The organism is Kitasatospora sp. NPDC085879 (assembly GCF_040686255.1).
Taxonomy (GTDB): domain Bacteria; phylum Actinomycetota; class Actinomycetes; order Streptomycetales; family Streptomycetaceae; genus Kitasatospora.
Genome location: NZ_JBFBJZ010000083.1, coordinates 1 through 22300, shown reverse-complemented (window position 1 = coordinate 22300; position 22300 = coordinate 1). Strand labels below are relative to the sequence as shown.

Annotated in this window: 13 protein-coding genes and 2 pseudogenes; 5 read left to right on the top strand and 10 right to left on the bottom strand. The window is 69.6% G+C overall.

The genetic code is table 11. The annotated features are described in order from the left end of the window. Nucleotides 1–446: 446 nt before the first annotated feature. Nucleotides 447–1703, top strand: coding sequence for an RNA-guided endonuclease TnpB family protein (locus AB0P35_RS36665; protein ID WP_363519714.1), 1257 nt, complete (start codon nucleotides 447–449; stop codon nucleotides 1701–1703). Nucleotides 1704–1716: 13 nt separating this feature from the next. Here the strand turns inward: AB0P35_RS36665 and AB0P35_RS36660 are convergent, their stop codons facing one another. From AB0P35_RS36660 to AB0P35_RS36630, 7 genes and pseudogenes are all read right to left on the bottom strand, one after another. Continuing rightward, the gene (locus AB0P35_RS36660; RefSeq protein ID WP_363519712.1) at nucleotides 1717–5925 is read right to left on the bottom strand and encodes a TIGR02680 family protein; all 4209 of its coding nucleotides are present in this window, start codon (nucleotides 5923–5925) and stop codon (nucleotides 1717–1719) included. Then, nucleotides 5922–7250: a TIGR02678 family protein gene (locus AB0P35_RS36655; protein ID WP_095877636.1), complete on the bottom strand. Its 1329-nt coding sequence runs from the start codon at nucleotides 7248–7250 to the stop codon at nucleotides 5922–5924. The genes AB0P35_RS36660 and AB0P35_RS36655 overlap by 4 nt, the downstream gene beginning before the upstream one ends. After that, complete coding sequence (locus tag AB0P35_RS36650) at nucleotides 7250–8887, bottom strand: TIGR02677 family protein (protein ID WP_363519710.1); 1638 nt, start codon at nucleotides 8885–8887, stop codon at nucleotides 7250–7252. The genes AB0P35_RS36655 and AB0P35_RS36650 overlap by 1 nt, the downstream gene beginning before the upstream one ends. A gap of 303 nt (nucleotides 8888–9190) precedes the next feature. After that, nucleotides 9191–9382: a hypothetical protein gene (locus tag AB0P35_RS36645; RefSeq protein WP_363519708.1), complete on the bottom strand. Its 192-nt coding sequence runs from the start codon at nucleotides 9380–9382 to the stop codon at nucleotides 9191–9193. A 412-nt stretch (nucleotides 9383–9794) separates the two neighbouring features. Continuing rightward, nucleotides 9795–10634: an IS5 family transposase gene (locus AB0P35_RS36640; RefSeq protein WP_363519706.1), complete on the bottom strand. Its 840-nt coding sequence runs from the start codon at nucleotides 10632–10634 to the stop codon at nucleotides 9795–9797. Between the two features lie 261 nt (nucleotides 10635–10895). After that, nucleotides 10896–11735 carry an IS5 family transposase gene (locus AB0P35_RS36635; protein WP_363519704.1) on the bottom strand — a complete coding sequence of 280 codons (840 nt, stop codon included), beginning with the start codon at nucleotides 11733–11735 and terminating at the stop codon, nucleotides 10896–10898. A 634-nt stretch (nucleotides 11736–12369) separates the two neighbouring features. Beyond that, a pseudogene (locus tag AB0P35_RS36630) lies at nucleotides 12370–12768 on the bottom strand (IS5/IS1182 family transposase); the annotation flags it as partial. Between AB0P35_RS36630 and AB0P35_RS36625 the strand changes: the two are divergent. Next, nucleotides 12759–12863: pseudogene (locus AB0P35_RS36625) on the top strand (IS5/IS1182 family transposase); the annotation flags it as partial. The pseudogenes AB0P35_RS36630 and AB0P35_RS36625 overlap by 10 nt on opposite strands. A 375-nt stretch (nucleotides 12864–13238) precedes the next feature. Here AB0P35_RS36625 and AB0P35_RS36620 read toward each other — a convergent pair. After that, nucleotides 13239–15737, bottom strand: coding sequence for an ATP-dependent Clp protease ATP-binding subunit (locus AB0P35_RS36620; protein WP_363519702.1), 2499 nt, complete (start codon nucleotides 15735–15737; stop codon nucleotides 13239–13241). Nucleotides 15738–15880: 143 nt separating this feature from the next. Between AB0P35_RS36620 and AB0P35_RS36615 the strand changes: the two genes are divergently transcribed. Further along, nucleotides 15881–16747, top strand: coding sequence for a helicase associated domain-containing protein (locus AB0P35_RS36615; protein ID WP_095877640.1), 867 nt, complete (start codon nucleotides 15881–15883; stop codon nucleotides 16745–16747). Between the two features lie 330 nt (nucleotides 16748–17077). On the opposite strand, the gene AB0P35_RS36610 is transcribed toward AB0P35_RS36615, so the two are convergent. Next, on the bottom strand, nucleotides 17078–17266 hold the full coding sequence (locus AB0P35_RS36610; RefSeq protein WP_144298852.1) for a hypothetical protein: 189 nt from the start codon (nucleotides 17264–17266) through the stop codon (nucleotides 17078–17080). 105 nt (nucleotides 17267–17371) lie between these two features. Next, nucleotides 17372–18103 carry an IPT/TIG domain-containing protein gene (locus AB0P35_RS36605; RefSeq protein ID WP_363519699.1) on the bottom strand — a complete coding sequence of 244 codons (732 nt, stop codon included), beginning with the start codon at nucleotides 18101–18103 and terminating at the stop codon, nucleotides 17372–17374. Between the two features lie 1975 nt (nucleotides 18104–20078). On the opposite strand from AB0P35_RS36605, the gene AB0P35_RS36600 reads away from it, so the two are divergent. After that, a complete protein-coding gene (locus AB0P35_RS36600) occupies nucleotides 20079–20873 on the top strand; it encodes an IPT/TIG domain-containing protein (RefSeq protein ID WP_363519695.1) in 795 nt (264 codons plus the stop codon). A 1051-nt stretch (nucleotides 20874–21924) separates the two neighbouring features. Further along, nucleotides 21925–22161, top strand: a complete 237-nt coding sequence (locus AB0P35_RS36595; protein WP_363519693.1) for a hypothetical protein — start codon at nucleotides 21925–21927, stop codon at nucleotides 22159–22161. The last annotated feature ends 139 nt before the right edge of the window (nucleotides 22162–22300 follow it).

Genomic DNA, 22300 nt, shown 5'->3' with positions numbered 1-22300 from the left:
TCGCTGAGCAGGGCCGCTGGCGCGTATCCGGCAGTCAGATCACCCGCTTCCACGCCGGTGAGGGCGCCCAGCGGATCACCGCCGCGACGGACGCCGCCAACGCCCCGATGGCGAACGCCTTCCTCCACGGCGGCTACCGGGTGAGCGAGATCCGGGTGATCCTGGCCGCTCCCACCGCCTGACCCACGCGCCCGGCCTTCACCGGCCGGAGGTCCAGGTGCGGAGCACAGCGACGCCGTCCAGCCGGGCCGCCGATGCCGGCGCGGCCATCGACCGCGCACTTCACCTTGATCTCTCAGGATGCCCCGGCCTTCAGGCCGGGGAGCTGGGGGTCCCCCCGCCCGGAGGGTGGGGGAGGGGCCTTGGACCGGAGCCGCGAAGCGGCGGAGTGATCTTCGGATGTTCTGACGGAGGTCGTTGTCAGTGGCCTTCGGTAGGTTGATCTTGTGCACCTTCGGTACTCCTATCGCATCTATCCGACGGCGGGTCAGCGTGTGGCGCTTGCCCGGACGTTCGGGTGTGCGCGGGTGGTGTACAACGATGCGTTGGCGGCACGGAAGGTAGCCCGGAAGGCCGGCCTGCCGTATGCCAAGAGCACGGATCTCCAGAAGCTGGTGATCACCGGGGCGAAGAGGACCGCCGAGCGGGCATGGCTCGCCTCGGTCGGCGTCGATCCGCTGATCCAGTCCCTTCGGGACCTGGACACCGCGTACCGGAACTTCTTCGACTCGGTGTCCGGCAAGCGCGCGGGACGGCCGGTCGGGCTTCCCCGGTTCAAGTCGCGCAAGGACAGTCGGCAGTCGCTCCGCTTCACCCGCAACGGGTTCCGCATCCGGGGCAACGGAAAGCTGAACCTGGCGAAGATCGGTGACGTGCGGGTGAAGTGGTCCCGCTCCCTTCCGGCCGACCCGTCGTCCGCGACCGTGGTACTCGATGCGGTCGGCCGCTACCACGTGTCCTTCGTCGCGGACGTCGAAGCCGAGCATCTTCCCGAGGTGGCCGCCGAAGTCGGTATCGACCTCGGACTGACCACCTACGCCGTCATGTCCGACGGCACGGTGATCGACAACCCGCGCTTCCTGCGCAAGGCCGAGAAGCGGTTGAAGGCCGCTCAGCGGGAACTGTCCCGCAAGGCCAAGGGGAGCAAGAACCGGGCCAAGGCCCGGCGCAAGGTCGCCAAGGCACACGCCAAGGTGGCCGACACCCGCATGGACTGGCTGCACAAGCAGACGACCAGGATCATCCGTGAGAACCAAGCGGTGTACCTGGAAGACCTGAACGTGCGCGGCCTCGGACGGACCCGGCTCGCCAAGTCCGTCCATGACGCCGGATGGTCCACCTTCCGGCGCATGCTCGAAGAGAAAGCCGCACGCTACGGCCGGCACGTCGGCATCATCGGCCAGTACGAGCCCACCTCTCAGGTCTGCTCGGCCTGCGGCGTCCTGGACGGCCCCAAGCCCCTCAGCGTCCGTGAATGGACCTGCGCCGCGTGCGGGACGGTTCATGACCGTGATCTCAACGCCTCTCGCAACATCCTGGCCGCCGGACGGGCGGACAGGCTAAACGCCTGCGGAGGGCCGGTAAGACCCGGCGTGGCAATCCCACGCCAGGCACAGCCCGTTGAAACAGGAACCCCCCGGAACGCCTGCGGCCCAGGGCGCAAGCCCCATGCCGCAGGCGCGGCCGGAATCCCCCGGCTCTAGCCGAGGGAGGATGTCAAACGGTCACCAGACGGCGGTTGCGTCCGTTCCAGGCGTAGTGCAGCGTGGCGACACCGCGCACGTGCGGGTCGCGCAGGCACTCGTAGATCTGGAGTGCGGGCACGTCGGGCCAGGTGCCCATCAGGCGCTCGCTGGTCAGGACGAAGTCGAGGTCGAGGTCAACGAGGATGCGGCCGAGCCGGCCGTGGGTCGGCTCGTCGACCTTGGCGAAGGCGTCGTCGAGGAGGATCAGTCGGGGCGCCTGCGGGGCGGTCTCGGCGAGCGTGGTGAAGTACGCGGCGGCGGCCGCGAAGAGTGCGAGGTAGGAGAGGACCCGCTGCTCCCCCTGGCTGAGCCCGGTCCTCCCGGTGAACTTGCGTCGGCGGGCGGTGGACGCGTCGTCCAGCACCCACGGCTGGAAGGTGAACCACGTCCGGTAGTCGAGCGCGGTCCGCAGGTGCGCGGCGTAGCCCACGGCCGGGTCGGCGCGGCGGGCGTCCTCGATGCGGCGTTGCAGGATTTCCCTCAGTTGCTCCGTTTGCTCGCGGGTGCGCAGCCCCGAGGGGCTGCGCAGCAGTTCGACGGCTGCCCGGATGTCCGCGTCGACGGTGTCGGCCAGTCGCCAGTCGAGTTCCACTCCGAGGCCGTGCGAGGTGCGGACGGATCGCAGGGTGGTGTTGAGCGCGTCGACCAGCGCTCCCGCGGCGAGCAGTTGGGCGGACAGGTGGTCGCCCAACTCTCCGGTGAGGAAGCGTTGGAAGACCTCCCGCTCGCGGTCGGTGAGCCGGGCTCGGGCGTCGTCGGCCTGCCTGGCGATGCGTTCGCCGACCAGCGCCACGTCGTGCGGGCCGGTGTCGTCGACGAGTCGGCAGACCTTGATGCCGTCGGGCTCCTCCAGGGTCGCGTCGTAGCCGCCGGCGAGTTGGTCGCGCAGTTCGTTGAACCGGTTGAGAAGCGCGGTGTCGGAGACGTCGCGCCGCTCGGGGTCCAGGCCGCGCTGCACCGCCTCGACCAGGGCCTGCAGGGCTCGCAGCCTGGTCCTGGCGTCTTCCTGGATCGGGTCCGGGACCGCCAGTTCGTCCGTGAGTTCGCCCAGTGCCGCGCCGCGCATGATGTCGGGTGTCGCCAGGGCGGTCCGCAGGGCGCGTCCACACCGGATCACCTGGGTCTCCTGCGTCTGGAGCTCCTCGCGCCTGGTCCGCTCGTCTAGCTCGCCGCGCACCACGTCGTCGTGCAGGCGCTCGGCCGTGCGCCTCGCCTTGGGCAGCTCTTCGCCGATCTCGTCGAGGCGCCGGACGATGGTCTGCTCCTTGGCGAGGATGTTCTGCTCGGTCGCTCCGACCGCGCTCTCCAGCGTGGAAATCTCCCGGCGGGCCTTCGCCAGCTCGTCCGCCCGCCGCGCGTACTCCAGCTCGGCCTCCTCCCGAGCGGTGCGGGCCCGTTCGTAGCTGCGGCGTTCGTCGCGGTGGGCGGCGAGGTTCTCGGCGGTGGCGTCAACGCGACCGCGCAGTCGTCGGGTGCCGTCGGCCAGGGCCTCCAGCGCGGACCGTACGGTGAGCAGCGCGTCCCGGTCGGCTGGCAGGTCGTGGGCGGTGGCGGTGGCTTCGGCGCGGCGGCGGGCGTCGACGCAGCCGGAGCGGGCGTCCTGGGCGGTGCGGGCCGCCGTCGCGGCTTGCTGTCGTAGGCCGGCCGCGACCCGCTCGGTCTCCTCCAGGCGTGCCCAGGCCCCGGTGAGCTGCTGCTCGCGCGGCGGGCGCCGCAGCAGTTCGAGGTCGTCCTGGCGCTTGGTGAGGTCCGCCAGCTCGGACTGCGCGGCCCGTGCCTGGTCTTCGAGGCCCGCGAGGTGTTCGGTGAGCTCGGCGATGCGGCGCAGGCGGGTCTGTGCCCGGACCTCCGCGCCGACGTACTCCGCCACCGGCTTGGTGTGGGCGCCGCCGGTGACGCCGAGCCGCCAGCGGCCGTCCGTGCTCACCGCTCCGCCCGCTGCCGTGCCGAGTGGGGCACCGGCTGGCACCAGAGCGACGGCCGCCAGGATGCGGGCGACCTGCGCTGCCGTCACACCGCTGTCGCCGGTGGGCACGGGGTGCAGCACCTCGGCGAGTGACGGGCCGACGACGGGCATGGTGGCGGTGAGTACGGTGTCCAGGGTGAGCGGGTCGAGCAGCATGCCGTCCGCGCCGACCCACGCGTCGAGGACCCCTGATGCCTCCAATGCCGCCTCGATACCGGCTCGTTCCGCCTCGCTCAGCTGCGGGGCGAAGTCGACGAGCCGGTACAGCGGGGCGCCAGTACGCAGAGATCGGGGGGCGTCGCGGTGCGGCGGCTTCGGCGGGACCGGGTCGCTGCGCTGTTCCCATTCAGCCTTCTCGGCGCGGACGGCGTCGAGCGCCCGGGTGAGGTCGTGTGAGCGGAGAGCGGCTCGTTCACGCCGGTCCTCCAGGTCGCGCCGATATGGCTCGAGCGCCTGGAACGCGGCGGACGTCACCTCCTCGGCGACCGAGACGGGCAGCGTGCGGTCTTCGAAGGACGCTTCCGCGGCGGGGTCGCGTCCTACCGCGGCGCGCACGCCGTCGGTGGGTGCCCCCGATCGTTCCTCCAGCCGGTCCGCCCATGCCCCGACCTCGGCCGCGTACGCCGCGCTCGCCGTGACAACCGCCGCTTCGCGCTCCGCCACCCGGTCTGCCTCGGCCTGGGCCTGCTCCTCCAGGCGTTCGTGCTCGGTGTCCGCCTCCCGCGCCTTCGTTTCGGCCTCGCGCAGCCCGTCGAGGAGCCCCGCGAGTTCCGAGACGGTACGGAGCCGGGTTTTCACCACCGGTTCGGCGGCGGCGAGTCGGGTGCTCCAGGAGCGCAGGGAGGCCGCTGTCCCAGTGGTGTCGAAGGCCTCCACCCGCTCGGTGTGCATCAGGGCGGTGCCACCGCCCGGATCGGTGACCTCCTGCTCGGCCGCCGCGGCGAGCACCGAGGCGGTGCCGCCGACCGGATCGCCCAGGTGCGCCGGTGCCAGTCCGGACCGCTCGGCCTGCCCGCACAATTCGCGGTGGGCCGCGCCGAGCTCGCGCAGTTGCCCCGCCGTCCGCACCGCTCCCGCGGTGAGCGCGGACCCGGCGGCCGCTTGCGCGTCGTGGGCCCGCCCGAGCGCCGTGTGGGTGGCCCGGGCCGTCGTCTGGATCGCCTCCACGGTGCGACGTCGCTCGCCCAGTTCGTGCAGGCTCCGGAAGCCGGAACTCGCCCGCAGGGTGGCGAGGTCTGCCTCAGCCGTCGCGTGCTCCTGGGTCAGCGCGTCGCGCCGCTCGGCGGCCTCGGCCTCCTCGGTGCGCAGCGCGGTGACCTTCCTGGTGGCCTCTCCGGCGGCGAGCCTGCGCTCGGCGAGCGTGCGGAGCTCGGCGAGAACCTCGTTCGACCGTCGGCGCAGGGCCCCTTGGAGGTAGCCGCGGTAACTGCCAAGGAACCGGCGCAGCGCCTCATCCGTCCGCTCCAGCCGCCCGAGGTCGGTGCGGACGCTGTCGAGGTCGTCGAGGTTGCGGGCGACACTGTCGATCACGTCCTCGTCGAGCGCCGGCAGGGTCTCACCGAGGACGGTCACCAAGCCGCCGGATTCGATCCGGTCCCCGGTGGTCGGGCGACGCAGTCGGTGCAGCAGCTGGGTGAGGTTGCGGTAGCGGGCGGCGTCGGCCAGTCCGAACAGTTCGCGGGCCACCCTGGCGCGGTGGTCGGCGGGCCGGTCCAGCACGTTGTCGGCGCCGACGGCGGACCGCAGCCGGTCCAGCGGCAGCGGCTGCCCGGACTCGACGAGGTCGAGGTCCTCCCCCACGCGCAGTGCGGTCGTGAAGAAGAAGGGCTTGGCCGAGTTGGTGGACTTCGACGCGCTGACCGCGGCACCGACCGTCAGGTGGTGCTCGGTGCCGTCCTCGTCTACTCGGCGGAACTCGACCCACAGATACCCGAGGCGGTTGGTCTGCTGGAAGCCATCGAGCATCAACCAGGCCAGTGTGGTACGGCCGGTTCCGGTCGCGTCGAGGGCGCGGGCGTCCGCGTCGAGCAGGTACGGCAGCAGCATCTCCAGGGCCTTGGACTTGCCCGCGCCGTTCTTCCCGCGCAGCAGCAGGCGGCCGCCGCCGAACAGGAACTCCTGCCGATCGTACTGCCAGACGTTGAGGATCCCGGCCCGGTTGAGCCTGAAGCGGTGCGGGGCCGTGTGCTGCGGGAGCGGCTGGATCCGGTTCACGAGGGGGTCTCTCCGTTGCGGTCGATCTGCGGGGCCTGCCGATCGGCGCGCTTGATCGAGACGGCCGTGGCGTACCGGGCGGCGGCGGCAAGCAGCACCCACTCGCCGGTGGCGCCGGGCCGAGCGGCGGACACGTCGGTGACCGCTCGGCCGTCGCCGGCCGAGACCTGGTACTGCGGCGGCACCCCGTGGCCGTCGGAGCGCAGCCGGCCTGCTCGGGCCACCAATCGCATGCGGCTGAGGAGTTCGAGGACGTCAGCGCGCAGGGCGGACGGGTCCTCTAGGTATCCGCGGTGCCAGTTCGCGCGCTGCCCGTACTGGTCGAGCAACTCGTCGATCAGCTCGCCGACCAGGCCCGGAGGGATCGGCACGCCCACGGTCAGGCGGCCGCCGGTCGCCGGGTGCCCTGCTCCCTCGGGGCGCAGCCGTCTCACCAGGCGGTCGACCAGGAGCAGCGCGGCCTGCGCGACTGTCCCGGTGCCGGGGAGTTGGAGATCCGTCAGCTCGTCATCCGGGTCGATCATGGCGATGCCCTCCGCGCGGATCTCGGCTTCCAGGCCGAGCAGTTCGGCGAAGGCCTGGGCCTCTCGCCGCTGGCGGGTGCGTAGCCATTCGCGTTCGGCGTCGGTCAGCTCGTCGAGATAGACGGCAGGGGTCTCCACCAGCTGCCGGCGCACGTAGGTCCGCGGCCCGCCGAATCCGGGATCGGCGGCGCGCAGGATGAGGTCCGCACCGTCGCTGCTGTGGCTCAGCGGGCCTGCCGCGATCGAGCGGGCGATGTCCCGGTTGACGGTCAACAGGGCCTCGCCGTCCTGGTCTGCGGTGACCGAGCCGACGCTTCCCTCGGTTTCGGTCAACGCGCCCCAGGCGACGAGTTGGCGAAGGGCCGCCGCGAGGGTGCGCTTCTCCACCGCCCGGCCGGAGTCGTCGACCACCAGGCCCGCGTCGGCCGCCGCCGCCCGAAGGTCGGCCACCAACCGGGACAGCAGCAGCTGCTCGGGCGCGGTCACCAGCACGGACAGGGCCAGCGCCAGGTAGGCGTAGGTGCGTGGAGTGAACGGCGTACCGGTCGAGCGCTCCATCCGGTGCCCGGAGCCTGGTCCGAGGCCTGCCTTGAACAGGCGCGCGTACGACGCCTCCACCAGTAAGCGGTAGCCCAGGATCTGTTGGAACCGCTGGACCAGCCAGTCCGCGTGCCGGCGCACCAGTGGGAAGGTGTCGGCGTGCGGCCCGTCGGCGGTGACCAGCGGGTGGCGCAGCAGCAGCCGGGCGGCGCTGCGCCGCTCGGCGGTGAGAGCGACGTCGTGCGAGGAGGGCAGTGCCATCAGGCGCTTACCTCCTCGACCGCGTCGCCTTGGCCGGGCCGTTCGGCGGTGGTGATTCCGATCTCCACGTCGTCGACCACCAGGTCTCCGTCTACCGAGCGCAGCACGGTCGTGCGTCCCGGTACTCGGCGCAGCGTCAGGCGCAGGTCCAGTTCGGCCTCGACAGCCTGGGCGTCCTGCAGGCCGAACCCGTGGGGCGCGGGCGGGTCGGCCCACCGCAGCATCGAGTTCCCGAGCGCCGTGGTCAGCAGTTCCAGCAGCAGTGCCATGGCGGGGGCGCTCAGCCGCACCTGACCGAAGCGGCTGGCGACGCTCCGGAGTTCGTCGGCTGCCTCCTGCCGGGCGGTGGCCTGCTCGCGGGCCGCCGCAAGCAGGCGGGCCTTCTGCTCCGAGTGGTCCTCCACTGCGGCCGCCCGGCCGCGCGGCGCCCGGCTGCCGCGCTCACGCAGCGCCACCGGCACCTCGACCGTCGGACCGTTCCACCAGCTGACATAGGCCGGCACGGTGCCGTCCGGGTCCGGGGCGAGGCCGAGGTGCCGTGCGCTGTAGAGCCCGAACGCCGCAACCGCGAGGTCGTGCGCTTCCTCGGGGTCGGCGGCGTCGAACCAAGCCGCCAGCCGCAGCAGATCCCGGCGGCGCGACATCTCCCCTGCCGCCGAGCGCAGCATCCGCTTGGCGTTGGCCAGCAGCGACTGCAGCGCGCGCAACGTCGCGTCCCGCAGTTGGTCCACCTGGCTGCCCCGCCCGTCCGTGTCCACGAACCAGTCGCGCAGCGCCTCCCAATCGGCGAGTTCGCGCCCCCGGCTGCGCTGCACGCGGATTTCGGGCAGGCCGTCGCCCAGGGCGCCCAACCCCGTGGCGTGCGCGCCGATCAACTTCAACAGTTCCTCCAGGTCTGGCCAGAGCCGGCCTAAGGTGGCCGCGATCCTGGGCGACCGGAAGGCGACCTCTTCCGTGATCGCCTCCACATAGTCCAGCAGCAGTTCCTTGAACCCCTGGTACTCGGCGCCGTCCAGGTCGTATCGGGACAGCACCTGGCCGAGGTAGGCGTAGAAGTCCCTTACCGACTCGGCGAATTCGGCGAACTGCACGAACAGCGTGCTGACCTTTTCGAGCGCCTCCTGCGGATCGGCACCCCCCGGCCAGCCGACGGCAGTGGCGATCTCACGCAACCCGCGGTCGACCAGGGCCAGCAGCTCACTGCTGACCTCGCGCGCCGCATCGGCGCTCGCCAGCACCTCCTCCGCATCGCGCTGCACCTGCTCGCCAAGCTTCGAGAGCTGGTACCGAGCGCGCGAACGCTGGTACTCGGCAATGCTGGCAGCCTTCACCGTGTGACTGCTGCGCAGCAGATTCCCCCACTTCACCAGCTGCTCCAGCCGCGCCGTCACCATATCGGCGCCGGGCTGCCCTTGCCACGCCGTATCCCGCGCGAGCCTGGCCACCACGTCCGGCACGGCCAGGTCCGCGAGGAGCGTCGAGCAAAAGACCCGCATGACGGCCACGTACTCAAGGCGCTCGGGGGCGCTCAGATAGGAGTACGCGGCGAGGCGCTGCCAGACGCCGTCACCGGTCGACGACAGCGCAGACGCGGAGTCGGGGAGTTCGTCCGAGCAGTGCGGGACTGGATGGTCCATGGGGTCGAGGTTACGAGATGCCACCGGCACCTCAGCCCCGAACCGGGAAAGTCGATCACCCTGCTGCGGCTGCCGGGTTCAGCTCCCGCGACCTGGCACAGCGGCCAGTGGTCTCTCGGACGGCTCACCGCGCACTACAAGCCGTCAGCGCAATATGGGAGCCGCCCCCGTTGTCGCCAGTGGGATCGGGGACGACGGGACGTCGATTGCGTGACCTGGTGCTTGAGCGTCTCGCTCGAAGCAAGGGCGTAGAGCTCTTCGCAGAAACTGCCGCATCAGTGCCTGCTGCGCTCCCGACCTTGGTCAGTGGACAGATGGCGGCACGCCAATGAACGTGTCCCCATCCTGGTAGGCGATGCCGATGCCGTGGTCGCCGAGCAGCTCCTGCAGGTCCTCATCTGGCAGCGACGGCAACAGGACGACCCGCCGCGGTACGTCCGGATGCGCGTCACTGTTCACATACCTGCCATAGTCCAGCAGCGGCCCGAGCGCCATCCGGACCGCCTAACGACGGTTCGTCCCCTTGAGTTCGTAGAGGACGTGGTCTGTCTCGTCGTAGAGGTCGGTGAGCAGCCTTGAGGTCTTGCTCTTCACCTGGATCTCGAACCGGCCGACGTTGTGGCCCTTGGCCTTGAGGTGCGCCTCGAATGCGTCGCTGAGGGTTGCTTCGCGGCGCTCCGCTTCGGTGGCGTGATGACCGCGTACCCAGAGTTCTTCGAGGAGCTCGGAAGGGCGCGGGACGCGGAGATTCGGATGGGCGCGTCCGGGGAGTGGCAGCGGTTCAGCGGCATGCTGGCGGGCCTGCTGACCTGGACGCGGCGCGAGGGTCTGCTGCGCGGGCAGCGCAACCGCGTCCTCGAGCCGGTTCTGAGAGGGCGTTTGATGAGAGTAGTTCGCCCTTTATGTCCTAGTAGGTTCCTCGCCAGGTTGGTGTGGTCTCGTCCGTTATGCGCTTGGTGAGGTTGTCGATCGAGGCGATGTGGATCATGGCTTCGGAGCTGGCTGGCAGGGTCTCGTAGTCGCGGGCAAGACGGCGACGCTGCATGATCCACCCCAGGCTCCGTTCGACTACCCACCGCCTTTTCACCACGTGGAATCCGGGGACGTCGGACTTCCGGTGAACGACCTCGACGTCGATGCCCATGCGTGCGCCGTGCTCGATCACGGCGTTCTTGAAGCCGGTGTCGACCCAGCTCTTGGAGATGCTCGGGTAGGTCTTCTTGGCTTGGTTGAGGAGGCGTATTCCCAGGGCGTTCTCGGACAGGCTCGCAGCGGTGACCGTGACGGCGAGGATGAGTCCGATGGTGTCGGTGAGGATGCCTCGCTTGCGGCCGACGATCTTCTTCGCGGCGTCGGTTCCCTGGCTGGTCAGGGGCACGTTGGTGGAGGTCTTCACGCTCTGGGTGTCGATCACCGATGCGGTCGGCTCGGGCTTGCGCCCTTCCTTCACCCGGGCAAGTCCGGTGAGGTCGTAGTTCAGTCGGACGAAGATGCCCTCGTCGCGCCAGGCTGCGTAGTAGGCGTAGACGGTGCCGTGGTTCGGGAAGTCGTGCGGAAGGTACTTCCAGGGGATTCCGGTCCGGTTAATGTAGAGGATTGCGTTGAAGACGTCGCGAAGTTCTACCTTCGGCGGCTGGCCGGTCGGCCGGCGGTCGAGCCGGGCCTTTCTCCATGCCGTCAGAATCGGCTCGATCAGGGCCCATCGGGCGTCAGAGAGGTCGCTCGGGTACGGCTTGCGCTCGGTCATGACACAGCGTCAGCACAGATGGGGCGGAGGATCCCGTTCCACTGCCAGATCGGCCTTTCTATGACTTCTTCAAACCAGACGGACTTCAAGGCACAGATGCGGGCGAGACGGACAGCCGATCCTCTGATCGAAGGATGGACGTTGTTCATCTATCGGGCATAGCGTCATCAAAGCGGCGTGACCATAAGACATTTATGGGATCAACGACGCCAAAACGCCCACTGAGAGGGCATTTGATGAGAGTAGTTTGCCCTTTATGTCCTAGTAGGTGCCTCGCCAGGTTGGTGTGCTCTCGTCCGTTATGCGCTTGGCGAGGTTGTCGATCGAGGCGATGTGGATCATGGCCTCGGAGCTGGCCGGGAGGGTCTCGTAGTCGCGGGTGAGGCGCCTTTTCAGCATGATCCACCCAAGGCTTCGTTCGACCACCCACCGCCTTTTCACCACGTGAAATCCGGGGACGTCGGACTTCCGGTGAACGACCTCGACGTCGATTCCCAGGCTGGCGCCGTGCTCGACCATGGCGTTCTTGAAGCCGGTGTCGACCCAGCTTTTGGAGATGCTCGGGTAGGTCTCCTTGGCCTGGTTGAGGAGGTGTATTCCCACGGCGTTCTCGGACAGGCTCGCGGCGGTGACGGCCACGGCGAGGATCAGCCCGATGGTGTCGGTGAGGATGCCGCGCTTCCGGCCGACGATTTTCTTCGCGGCGTCGGTTCCCTGGCTGGTCAGGGGCACGTTGGTGGAGGTCTTCACGCTCTGGGTGTCGATCACGGATGCTGTCGGCTCGGGGTTGCGTCCCTCCTTCACGCGGGCCAGGCCGGTCAGGTCGTAGTTGAGCTGGGCAAATATCCCCTCGTCGCGCCAGGCGGCATAGTAGGCGTAGACGGTGCCGTGGTTCGGGAAGTCGTGCGGGAGGTACTTCCAGGGGATTCCCGTGCGGTTGACGTAGAGGATCGCGTTGAACACGTCGCGCAGTTCGACCTTTGCCGGCTGTCCGGTGGGCCTGCGGTCGAGCCGGGCTTTCCTCCAGGCCGTCAGTTTCGGCTCGATCAGGGCCCATCGGGCGTCGGACAGGTCGCTGGGGTACGGCTTCCGCTGGCTCACGGCACAGCGTCTGCATGAACGTGGCGGAAGACTCCGTTCCGCTGCCTTATCGGCCGTTCTATGACTTCTTCAAACCAGACGGACTTCCAGACGCAGAAGCGGATGAGACGGACAGTCATACTGGCGGTCGAGGCAAGGACGGACTTCCTATACCGGCCAAAACATCACAATGCGGTCAGGGGTGAAAGCCGCATGACGGAACAGAGCTCTCTAAACGCCCACTGAGAGGACGTTAAGTCCGTTTCTGGTAGCGGCCGCGTCCGGGTTGGGCGAGGAGTCCCTGACGAACGAGTCGTCCCAAGCGGGAGCGGGTGACGTTGAGCGAGGGCTCGTCGGTGGGCAGCCCGAGTAGTTCGTGCAGGTCACGAACCCGGAAGATCCGCCCGGGATGCTCGTTGAAGGCGGTCACGATGCGCTGGTAGGTGGTGGCGGCCTCCGCGGGGGCCGGTTTGTGGTCGGGCAGGGTGAGGCCGGCGATGACCTTGCCGGTGGTGACGATCTCGGCAAGGCGGGCCTCGACCTCGGCGAGGGCGCTGGCGAGTTGGTCGATCTGCTCGCGCAGGCCGTCGGCGCGTACCGCGGTCTCGTCGTGTTCGGCCTGCAGCAGCCGAAGGAGTTCGGTGACGTTCACGCGGGCCAGCTCCACCTCGTCACGCCAGGCGGGGCTGGGCGTGGTGAGGCGGCGGAGCATGCCCGCGGTGGAGGCCCAGTAGACGCGGGAGGCGGCGTTGTCGGGCCGGTGGTCGTAGTCGCGGGAAAGGCGCCGGTGGAGCATGAGGGTGCCGTTGACCTGCTCGACCACCCACCGCTTCGGCTGCGGAACGAACCCCTTGCCCTGGCCGTCGGGATTGCGCCGGACCACCTCGACGGTGATGTCCTTCACCGCCCCGTGGATGATCACGGCGTCCTTGAACCCCTGGTCGACCAGAACCTTCTCCAGGCGCATCCCGCACCGTTCGGCCGCCTGGTCCAGCAGGGCGATGCCGGCCTCGTTGTCGTGCGCACTGGCGGCCAGGACCACCACAACGACTCCGCGCCCGCTACGAGCGCCGAGCCGACCTCCATCAGGGACTGCTGGAACTGGCGGCCAGCATCATCTGCCTCCGCCGGCTCCGGAGATCATTCTGAAACGATCAGTAAGCATGGACAGCGACAGCAGTGCCGCGTGGGAGGGCGCAACCCGGTCCGCACCGAGGTCGACCCTGAGCACAGGGTCGCACTGATCTCACTGCACGGCCTCGGCTCCCGGGGTCTGCGGCGCCGGAGCGGTGCGGCAGGCGGCGGTCGGCGTTGTCAGGCAACAGGCCGCGCAGGACGAAGAGCCGCTGGATTTCGCAGTCGTCCGACCGTCCGGCCCCGGGGAGTAGTCGAAGCGCGAACGCTACGCGGTGCCAGGGGCTGCCCGGCCACGTCCGCCTGGCAGTTGCCGCCGTGGCGCCTTCTATCCTGGCGGCGACGCTGTCCACCCCGCCTCATGATGAAGGAAATCCCAGTTCAGATGGGCTACTCCGCCGAACTTGCTGTGTCCGGCTCCGGCTGGTCCGCGCCGCCCGAGGCGACTGCCGGACCGAGGGTCAGTGCCAGCTCGCCGTTCTTGACATCGGCGATGACGGTGTCGCCCGGATTGACCGAGCCGCTGAGCAGCATGTTCGAAAGACGATTGTCGAGCTCTGTCTGGATGGTGCGGCGCAGCGGCCGGGCTCCGAACTCGGGTTGGTAGCCACGGTTGGCCAGCCACTCCTTGGCGGTCTCGGTGACCTCGAGGTTGATCTGCTGGGCGTGGAGCCTGCGCCGGCTGCGTTCCAGCAGCAGGTCGACGATGCGCACCAGGTCCGCCCGGGTCAGGGCGTGGAAGACGATGATCTCGTCGATGCGGTTGAGGAACTCGGGCCGGAAGTGCGCCTGCAGTTCGGCCATCAGGTCATCCCTGATGTCCTCGACCGCCCCCCGGTGGTCCAGGATGCGCTTGGAGGCGATGTTGCTGGTCATGATGACCACGGTGTGCCGGAAGTTGATCGTGCGTCCCTGGGCGTCGGTGAGCCGTCCGTCGTCCAGCACCTGCAGCAGCAGGTTGAAGACGTCCGGGTGGGCCTTTTCGACCTCGTCGAACAGCACGACGCTGTACGGCTTGCGGCGCACCGCCTCGGTGAGCTGCCCGGCCTCCTCGTAGCCGACGTATCCGGGCGGGGAGCCGACGAGCCGGGAGACGGTGTGCTTCTCCTGGAACTCGCTCATGTCGAAGCGGACCATCCGGTCGGCGTCTCCGAAGAGCAGTTCCGCAAGTGCCTTGGCCAGTTCCGTCTTGCCGACTCCCGTGGGTCCGAGGAAGAGGAAGCTGCCGGTGGGCCGGTCGGGGTCTCCCATGCCCGCCCGGCCGCGGCGCACAGCCTGGGACACGGCGGTGACTGCCTCGTCCTGGCCGACCACCCGCTCGTGCAGGGCCTCTTCGAGCTTCGTGAGCCGCTCGCGCTCGGTCTCGGTGAGCTGGGAGACGGGAATGCCGGTGCGCGCGGAGAGCACATCGGCGATGTCCTCGGGAGTCACGCTCCCGGCCTCTTCCCGCTCCGCGCCGACCCCGGCGAACTCCTGCTCCACCTGCCGGATCTGCTCCTTGAGCTGTGCGGCGCGTTCGTAGTCCTCGGTGCTGACGGCCTCGTCCTTCTCCCTGCGCAGCTTGGTGAGGCGGTCCTCGAGGCTCGCGGTCCCGGTCGGGGCACCGAGGCCGCGCAGGGCCACGCGTGCTCCTGCCTGGTCCATGAGGTCGATCGCCTTGTCGGGCAGGAACCGGTCGGTGATGTAGCGGTCGGACAGGGCGGCCGCGGCGTCCAGGGCCTCGTCCGTGTAACGGACCTGGTGGTGGGCCTCGTAGGCGTCGCGAAGCCCGCTCAGGATCTCGACCGTCTCCTCGACGGTGGGTTCGCGCACCATGACCGGCTGGAAGCGACGCTCGAGCGCGGCGTCCTTCTCCATGTACCGGCGGTACTCGTCGATGGTGGTGGCGCCGACCACGCTGAGGTCGCCCCGGGCGAGCGCGGGCTTGAGAATGTTGCCGGCGTCCATGGCACCCTCGCCGCCTCCGCCGGCGCCGACGACCGTGTGCAGTTCGTCGATGAACACGATGATGCCGCTCTCGGCCTCCGTGACCTCGTCGATCACCTTCTTCAGCCGCTCCTCGAACTCTCCCCGGTACTTGGATCCGGCGACCAGACCGGCCATGTCGAGGCTCACGACGCGGCGGTTGCGCAGGGCCTTCGGGACCTCTTCGGCGACGATCCGCTGCGCCAGTCCTTCGACGATGGCGGTCTTGCCGACGCCGGGATCGCCGATGAGCACGGGGTTGTTCTTAGTGCGCCGGGAAAGGACCTCCACGGTCTGCTCGATCTCCTCGGCCCGGCCGACCACCGGGTCGAGACGTCCGCTGCGGGCCTCGTCGGTGAGGTCGCGCCCGTACTCGTCCAAGGTCGGGGTGTCGCTGTGCTCACCCGACGCCGCCTTCCGGCCGGCTTCGCCGCCACTCCGCAAACCGGAGGAGACTCCCTCGGATCCCAGCGTGCGTGCGAGGCTGGAATCGTCCAGCAATGCGGTGAGGATGTGCTCCGGACCGATGTACGAGGCACCGCTCGCCTGGGAGTGGGCGTGGGCGGCAAGCAGAGCGCGCTTCGCCGCTGGCGTGAGCCCGGGGTCGCCGGATCCGGTGCCGGTGGGAAGGTTCTCCTGAAGGTCCGCAGCCAGCTGGTCCGGATCAGCGCCCGCCTGCGCCAGCACCTGCCGGGCGGCCGGCACCTGCGTGGCGGCCCACAGCAGATGCACGGTGTCGAGATCGGACCCGTCCTCGGCCGCCCGGCCGCCTGCCGCCGCCAGCAGCTCGTGCGAGGAATCACTGAGCAGTCGCCCGATGGGCACGCGCTGCACGGCTGGCGGCGAGGCTGCCGGACTCATGCCGAAGAAGCGGTTGAAGAGATCGGAGAACGGGTCGCCGGACCCGAAGGGCGAAGTCGCCACAGGGATCACCCCGTCCGGCGGGCGGCACAGCGGCTGTGCGCAGCCTGCCGTAGTCGAATGCCGGTACACGGCCATTCTTCGCCGGGTCGTCCCGGCGTGCGAACGCAGCAGGTGAGTGACGGGCGTCCTGGGCAGAGCCGCAGATGCCACAGGCGATCGGGCACGAGGAGGCGTGGCAGGCGGTGACGCTCAGCGCCAAGGCGATCAAGACGATCGACAGCATCGGTGTCGAGGCGGCCGTGGCTCGCATCCGCGCCCGGAGGGGGATCTGGTCCATGTCCGACGCCCGGTTCGAGGCAGGCCTGGCCTGGGCGCGGGTCTGGGCGAAGGAGCACGGTTCGTCTCTCGCTGCTCCCGCGCGGGCGTCTGCCGGCGGCTACGCCATCGGCACATGGTTGTCAGAACTGAGGGCGGCGGCCCAGGTGCCCGCAGGCGAGCCGGGGGCGCTGGCGCCGGAGCGGCAGGCCGCGTTGGAGGAGATCGACCCGTGGTGGTGCCCCAGCTGGCCGATCGTCTGGCAGCGCGCCTACAGCGTGGCGCGGATTTGGTGGCTGGAGTCCGACGGCCGCGTCGACTGGGCGCAGCTGCCCGGGGAGACGGTGTTCGAGGGCGAGCAGCTCGGCCGGTGGGTCGTGGCGCAGCGGGCCGGCTGGCCCGGCCTGGAGGCGGATCAGCAGGACCTGCTGACCGCGATCGGCATCGAGGCCGACCCGGAGCTGATCGCCGCGAAGGCCGCGGCCGAGGCGAAGCCGAAGGTGTCCCGCGCGGACCGCTTCCAGCAGGGCCTGACCGCCCTCGCCGCGTTCGTCGAGCGGGAAGGCCACGCACGCGGGCCCCGCCCCCACCGCGAGCCCCTCGAGGTCGTGGTGGCCGGTCCTGCCGGGGAGGAGAGCGTTGAGGTCGTGCACGTCGGGCTCGGTGCCTTCATGAACAACACGAAGGCGAGGCGGGCAAAGCTGACGCCGGGGCAGCTGGCGCAGCTCGCCGAGCAGGGCGTGGAGTGGGCGTAGAACGGCATCGTGGTCCTATCCGAGTCCACCGTCGCGGCAGTGGCCGGCCAAGTGCGGTCGTAGGGTGCCGGGATGGGGCAAATGGGCAGGGTGAGGTTCCCCCCGACGCGGACGCACTGCCATCACCCCGGCCGGACCCCGCAGGCTCCGTGACCGACCCCAGCCCCACCGGGCCAGCACCCCGCCGCAGTCTGGGCACGACAACCCGCCCGCCGACAGCCGCTGTTCGACAACCGAGGCTGTCGTCTCTGCCGTGACCAAAGCGCCCTCCTTGGCGCTCACACGGCTCTCCCGGACGCCGGCAAACGAGCGGGAGGGCCGTGATCATGTTCAGGACATGGTCACGGTGCCGCCCGGCACCCCGAAGATCAACCTTCCTGCAGCGATCTCCTCGTCATCACCACCGTCAGTGGCACAACACTGCCCGTTCATCAGCATGCTGAGTGGCCATCTGCACCTGTTCGATCCGGTGAACTCCACCGCCAGGCCGCCGGCGGCCGCCGCCATCGCACCGGTCACCGTGCGACTACAACACGCGACGACGCCCACAGCGCCCTCGGCTATTTCTCACCGATCGAGTTCGAACAGCGACACCGCACCCCGGCTAGGCGAGCGGGGCGTGGTTCACGGCTGGTACTGCTGGTAGGCGAGGCCGTTGCTGTCTCCCCCCGGACTGTGGACGGTGACGGTGATCGTGCCGGGTATTCCCGGCGGCGCGGTGGCGAGGACCAGGTTGTCGGAGGCCGCGGCGAAGGACGCTGGAGTACCGTCGAAGCGGACCTCATCGGTGTAGGTGAGGTTACTACCGGCGATCGCGACGTCGGTCCCCCCGAACGCCGTCCCCTGGTCGGGAGTGAGACTCGTGATGATCGGGACCTCGACGTACGTGTAAAGGAAGCCGTTGTTAGTGCCGCCCGCCGTGGTGACGCTGACGCTCACCACCCCGACCGCGACCGCGGCCGGCACGGTGACGTCGAGATGGCTGTCGGAGATCACGGTCGGCGTCACGCTGTTGGCGCCGAACGTGACGGCCGTCGCGGTGGACAGCCCGGCACCGCCGATGGTGATGGTGTTGCCGCCTGTCACGGGACCGGACGTAGCGCTCAGGAAGGCCTTGAACGGCGCGCCGACGTAGAAGAACGACAGCGGGCTGCTGGTCCCGCCCGCGGTGGTCACGGTGACGTCCACCCTACCGGCGCCCGAGGGCGAGACGCACGTGACCGACGTGGCGGTGTTGGCGGTGATGGTGGCCGGCTTGCTGCCAAACCTGACGGCCGTGGCGCCGGCCAGGCTCGTCCCGGTGATCGTCACCGTGGTCCCTCCGCCTGTGGATCCTTGGTTTGGGCTGATAGGCATGAGGTGCCTCCAGGACGACTGATGTGCGTGGGCGTGGGGCGCTCTCCTCTACGGGCGGTGCGTCACCGATGCTCATCAGCGACCGTACGCGCTGTTGCGGATCTTCTTTCCGAGTCCTGGAGCCGACGGCTTGGGGTCACCCGGAATCCCGACCCGTCGACGTGGCCGCGGGTGGCCGGGCCTGAGAAGGGCTCACGCTCCCGGCACCGAGAAACGCGAACCGTCTTCCCGATCGGGCGGACGATCCGAACGGCGGGGGGAAGGAGCACGCCAGCCCGCAAGGTGCTGGGTGCTGCACTTGCGGGCACTCGGGAGCGGTCAGGACGGCAGCCGAACCCCGTTCGCCACGGTGGCACGCAATCGGCCGAAAGGACACGGGACCTGCCGGGTTTCGACGAAGTGTGACTCCGCCGCATCAGCCGGGGCCGCCGCGGCAGCACCGGCTGATGGATCCTGCCCTCCGCGGGGGTGCCCATAGCGGCACCGGCCTGGAACGCCGCCGCTGAGGCCGACGGCAGGCCAACTGCCACTCCCCCACGGAGGGTTGGGCGGCCCACCCGTTCGGATGCGTACAGTAACCCATTCGTACTACGCCACTGGCAACCGCGGTGACGATACGTCACCCGAACGGCGGAGTCCTGCAACCGATCGAGTTTGCGGTAAATCGTGATCATGAACGGGATCGGCGACGGTCTCCCGTCTGGGGAGTTCATCGTGGCCGGTGGACCGTCGGGCTGGACGTGAAGAACCATCAGCGGTGCTGGTCCAGCCGCCTCGTGCGAGGAGTTGCCGCTGGGCTGGCCTGCGCGGTCATCGAGGTCCTGCTCCCGGCCGGCACGCCGATCCTGCCCGTCGTCGGCGACACCCTGCTGCACCGGGTCGGGGAAGAAGGTCTTCGGCGTGCTGCGGGCCCACGACGGATCCCGCCGAGGCAAAGACGAGCCCGGGTTCGGGAACACCTGTGCCGTCTGTGCGATCGTGGTCCGCCCGCCCTCCCCCAAGCAGGCCGATCGCGCTGCCGGTGGCCGCCCGGCCGTGGCGCGGCCTCCCCGCACCGACCTGGCCCTGGACATGGTCCACGCCCCGGCCGCACCATTCACGTCACCGGCGACGTCGCCCACCACTCCGGCAGGGTCGCCGACCTGCCCGGGACGGTCACGTTCACCGCTCGGACGCCCCGCAACGCCGCCCTGTTCGAGCCCACCCCGCCCCGCACGAACAAGCGTGACAGGTCCCGCCCCGCCGGTGGCGCTCACCACCACCTCGCCCCGCAGGCGGCCGGGCCAGGGGGCGGTTCCGTCACTCCGACATCCCGTCCGTGGCCTTGTCGTCGGCGGCGGTCGAGATCGTGCACCTGGACACGCTCGCGCCACGGACCTCGGCAGGTGCACGGAGACGGCGCGTCCCACCCCGTACGGACCGCGACAGGACCATCTAATAGCTCGTCCACGCCCGCCGGACGCCACTGGTGCTTCTTGGCGATCCGAGAAGTGCAGCCGCCACGCCGATGCCGCCAAATGGGTGATTGCCCGTCAACTATATTGCAGAAAGTATCCTCCGGGTGGCGTAATGTGATCATCCAGTCAGGTGGGATGCCCGCCCCCTGCAGAAGGGACAGCCAGCTGAGGCCGTGGGTCCTCAGTCTTTGGCGTCGCCATGGGTGCCCCGTGGTGGTAAACGAATCCCCCAGCTGGTGCCGTGTCTTTGCCCAGGACCGGTGGATGTGGCGGCTCAACAGCGACCATGAGACGTCATGTGAGCCGGGCGTCCCCTGCCCGGACGCCTCCGCCGTCGCCTCTCTTCACAGAGCCAGCGCCACCGGCAGCCCCGTCCCCACCAGCCCCGCGTCCCACGCGGCGGCTCCGGGACCACGCGGTTCCCTCTCTGACGGCCATCGCCCTATCAGGCTGCCCAGCGTCACGTCCTCCTCCCAGTCCCACTCATTCGAGCAGTACCCCAGAGAAGGAGACACATCATGGCAACCATCACTTCCCTCAGCGCCACCCAGGGCAAGGCCGGCGACTCCCTGACCATCAACGGCAGCGGTTTCGGCACCTCTGCCGTGACGGTGAACTTCGGTTCCAAGACCGTCGCAGCCACCGGTGCCACCACCACCGTCACCACCACGGTCCCGAGCGGGTGCGCCGGCCAGACCAACGTCAGCGTGACCGTGGGAACCTCCACCAGCAACAGCAAGCCATTCTTCTACATCGCCGCCCCGACGTGCTCTGCCGTGGTCGCGAACACCGGTCCGCTCACTCCGGCAGCCGTCAACCTCACCGGCACCGGCTTCGCGACCGCGACCGCGGTCACCTTCGGCGTCGCCGGCACCGGCACGATCAACAGCAAGACAGGGGACACCCTGCTGAACGCGACCCCTCCCACCAACACGACGGGCTTCATCACCACCACGCAGTCGGTGGACGTCACCGTCACCAGCCCCGGCGGCACCAGCGTCCCCGGCGGAGCCGCCTCCCAGTTCACCTACTACAACCTCCCGACGGTCACCGGGATGTCTCCCACCGCCGGGTCCGCCGGCCAGACGGGCGTCACCGTCAGCGGCACCAACCTCGTTGACGTCAGCGACGTCATCTTCACGGACACGGTCACCGCCGCCGTGTTCCACGCCACCACCATCACGGGCCTCAGCGACACGGAGGTTCAGGTCACCGCACCCGCCGGCCTCGTCACCGCCTCGAGCTACGACGTCACGGTCACCACCCCGGGCGGCACCAGCACGACGAGCGCCGCTTTCGGGCCCGTGACCTGATCATCTCCCGGCCGCCGATCCGGGCTGACGTCCGGTCACCACACCCTGACAGCGATGTCGGCAGATGCTGTGCCCTGGCTCCGGCCAGGGCACAGCAGTTTGCCGGTGAGCCAGGAGAGAATGTCTTGAAACTCCCCACCGCACGTCATGGGCGTGGCAACTGTGATTCGGGGCCGGCGGCTGAACCGTGTGCCGGCGTGCCGGCCGGGCGCGAACTGCGAACTGCAACCGGCGTTGCAGACGGCGGCAGGACCTGCTGACCGCGATCGGCATCGAGGAGGACTGTCAACGGCGCACCAGAAGGCGGCTGACCCGGCCCCGCCGAACGAGGGCGCGGGCGCACGCGGGGACGACCCCGCCGCCGGGGGTGCGACGCTGCGCTGCCTGGCCGCCAGGGTGGACGCCCGCTCTCTAGCCCGTCACCGCGGCCTCCCCTCGTCTACGACAACCGGACATAGATCACAATCTGACGGAGGATCAATCAGCCGTCAGTGACCTCGGGGATGACACTTCGAATGTCACCGTTCCCAGTCCCCCGTCCCGCTCCTCGGGCGCGCACCCGCGTGGAACACTCGACCGCAGAGCGGCCGCAGCCGACACGGCTACCCACCTCGGGGTAGCAGGAGGGGCACCATGGACGACAGGCCATCATGGGCGCAGCGCATGGTCAGCGAGCGGGCCGGGCCCGCGGCTGGTCCCAGACCGACGCCATCGACACTCTCCGCGCCCACAGCACCCAGCCACTGCCCGAGGCGCCGAGCCTGCTGCGTATGTGGAAGCGATGGGAGGCCGGCGCGGCGTTCCCGCGCGACTACCAGGCCCTCATCGCGCGCACGTTCGGGACCACTACGCACGCATTCTTCCCGAAGACGGGGCGGCACGACGGCGGGGCACCGTCGACATCGTCGCCCGCCTACGGGCCAGCGACATCGACCAGGCAACCCTCGACGCCCGCACCATCACCGTCGACCGGCTGTGCACCGAGTACGCCTACATGCCCTCGGATCAGCTCCTTGCCGAAGGCCGGCAATGGCTCGGTCGGATTGCCGGGATGCAGCACCAACGCCTCTCCCAGCACCGCGAGCTCCTCGTCCAGGCCGGCATGCTCACCCTGCTCGTCGGCTGTGTCGAGTACGACTCCGGCGACCGGCACACCGCCGAGGCCACCCGCCGCGCCGCCCTGTCCATCGGCGAGGAGGCCGGGCACGCGGCGATCGCCGGATGGGCGCACGAGATCCGCGCCTGGATGTGCCTAAGTGGCTGTTGTGTTTCCGGGCTTGAGGACTGAGTTTCCGCTGTTCAGGCATGGGGTCGGCGGTTTCGGAGAGTGGTGAGGTGTCGAGTGGTCGTTCTGGTGGAGGTCGGGGATGCCGTCGGTCGTGGGGCTGTTGGAACAGCGTGAGCTGACCGCTCGCCGTCGTGTGGAC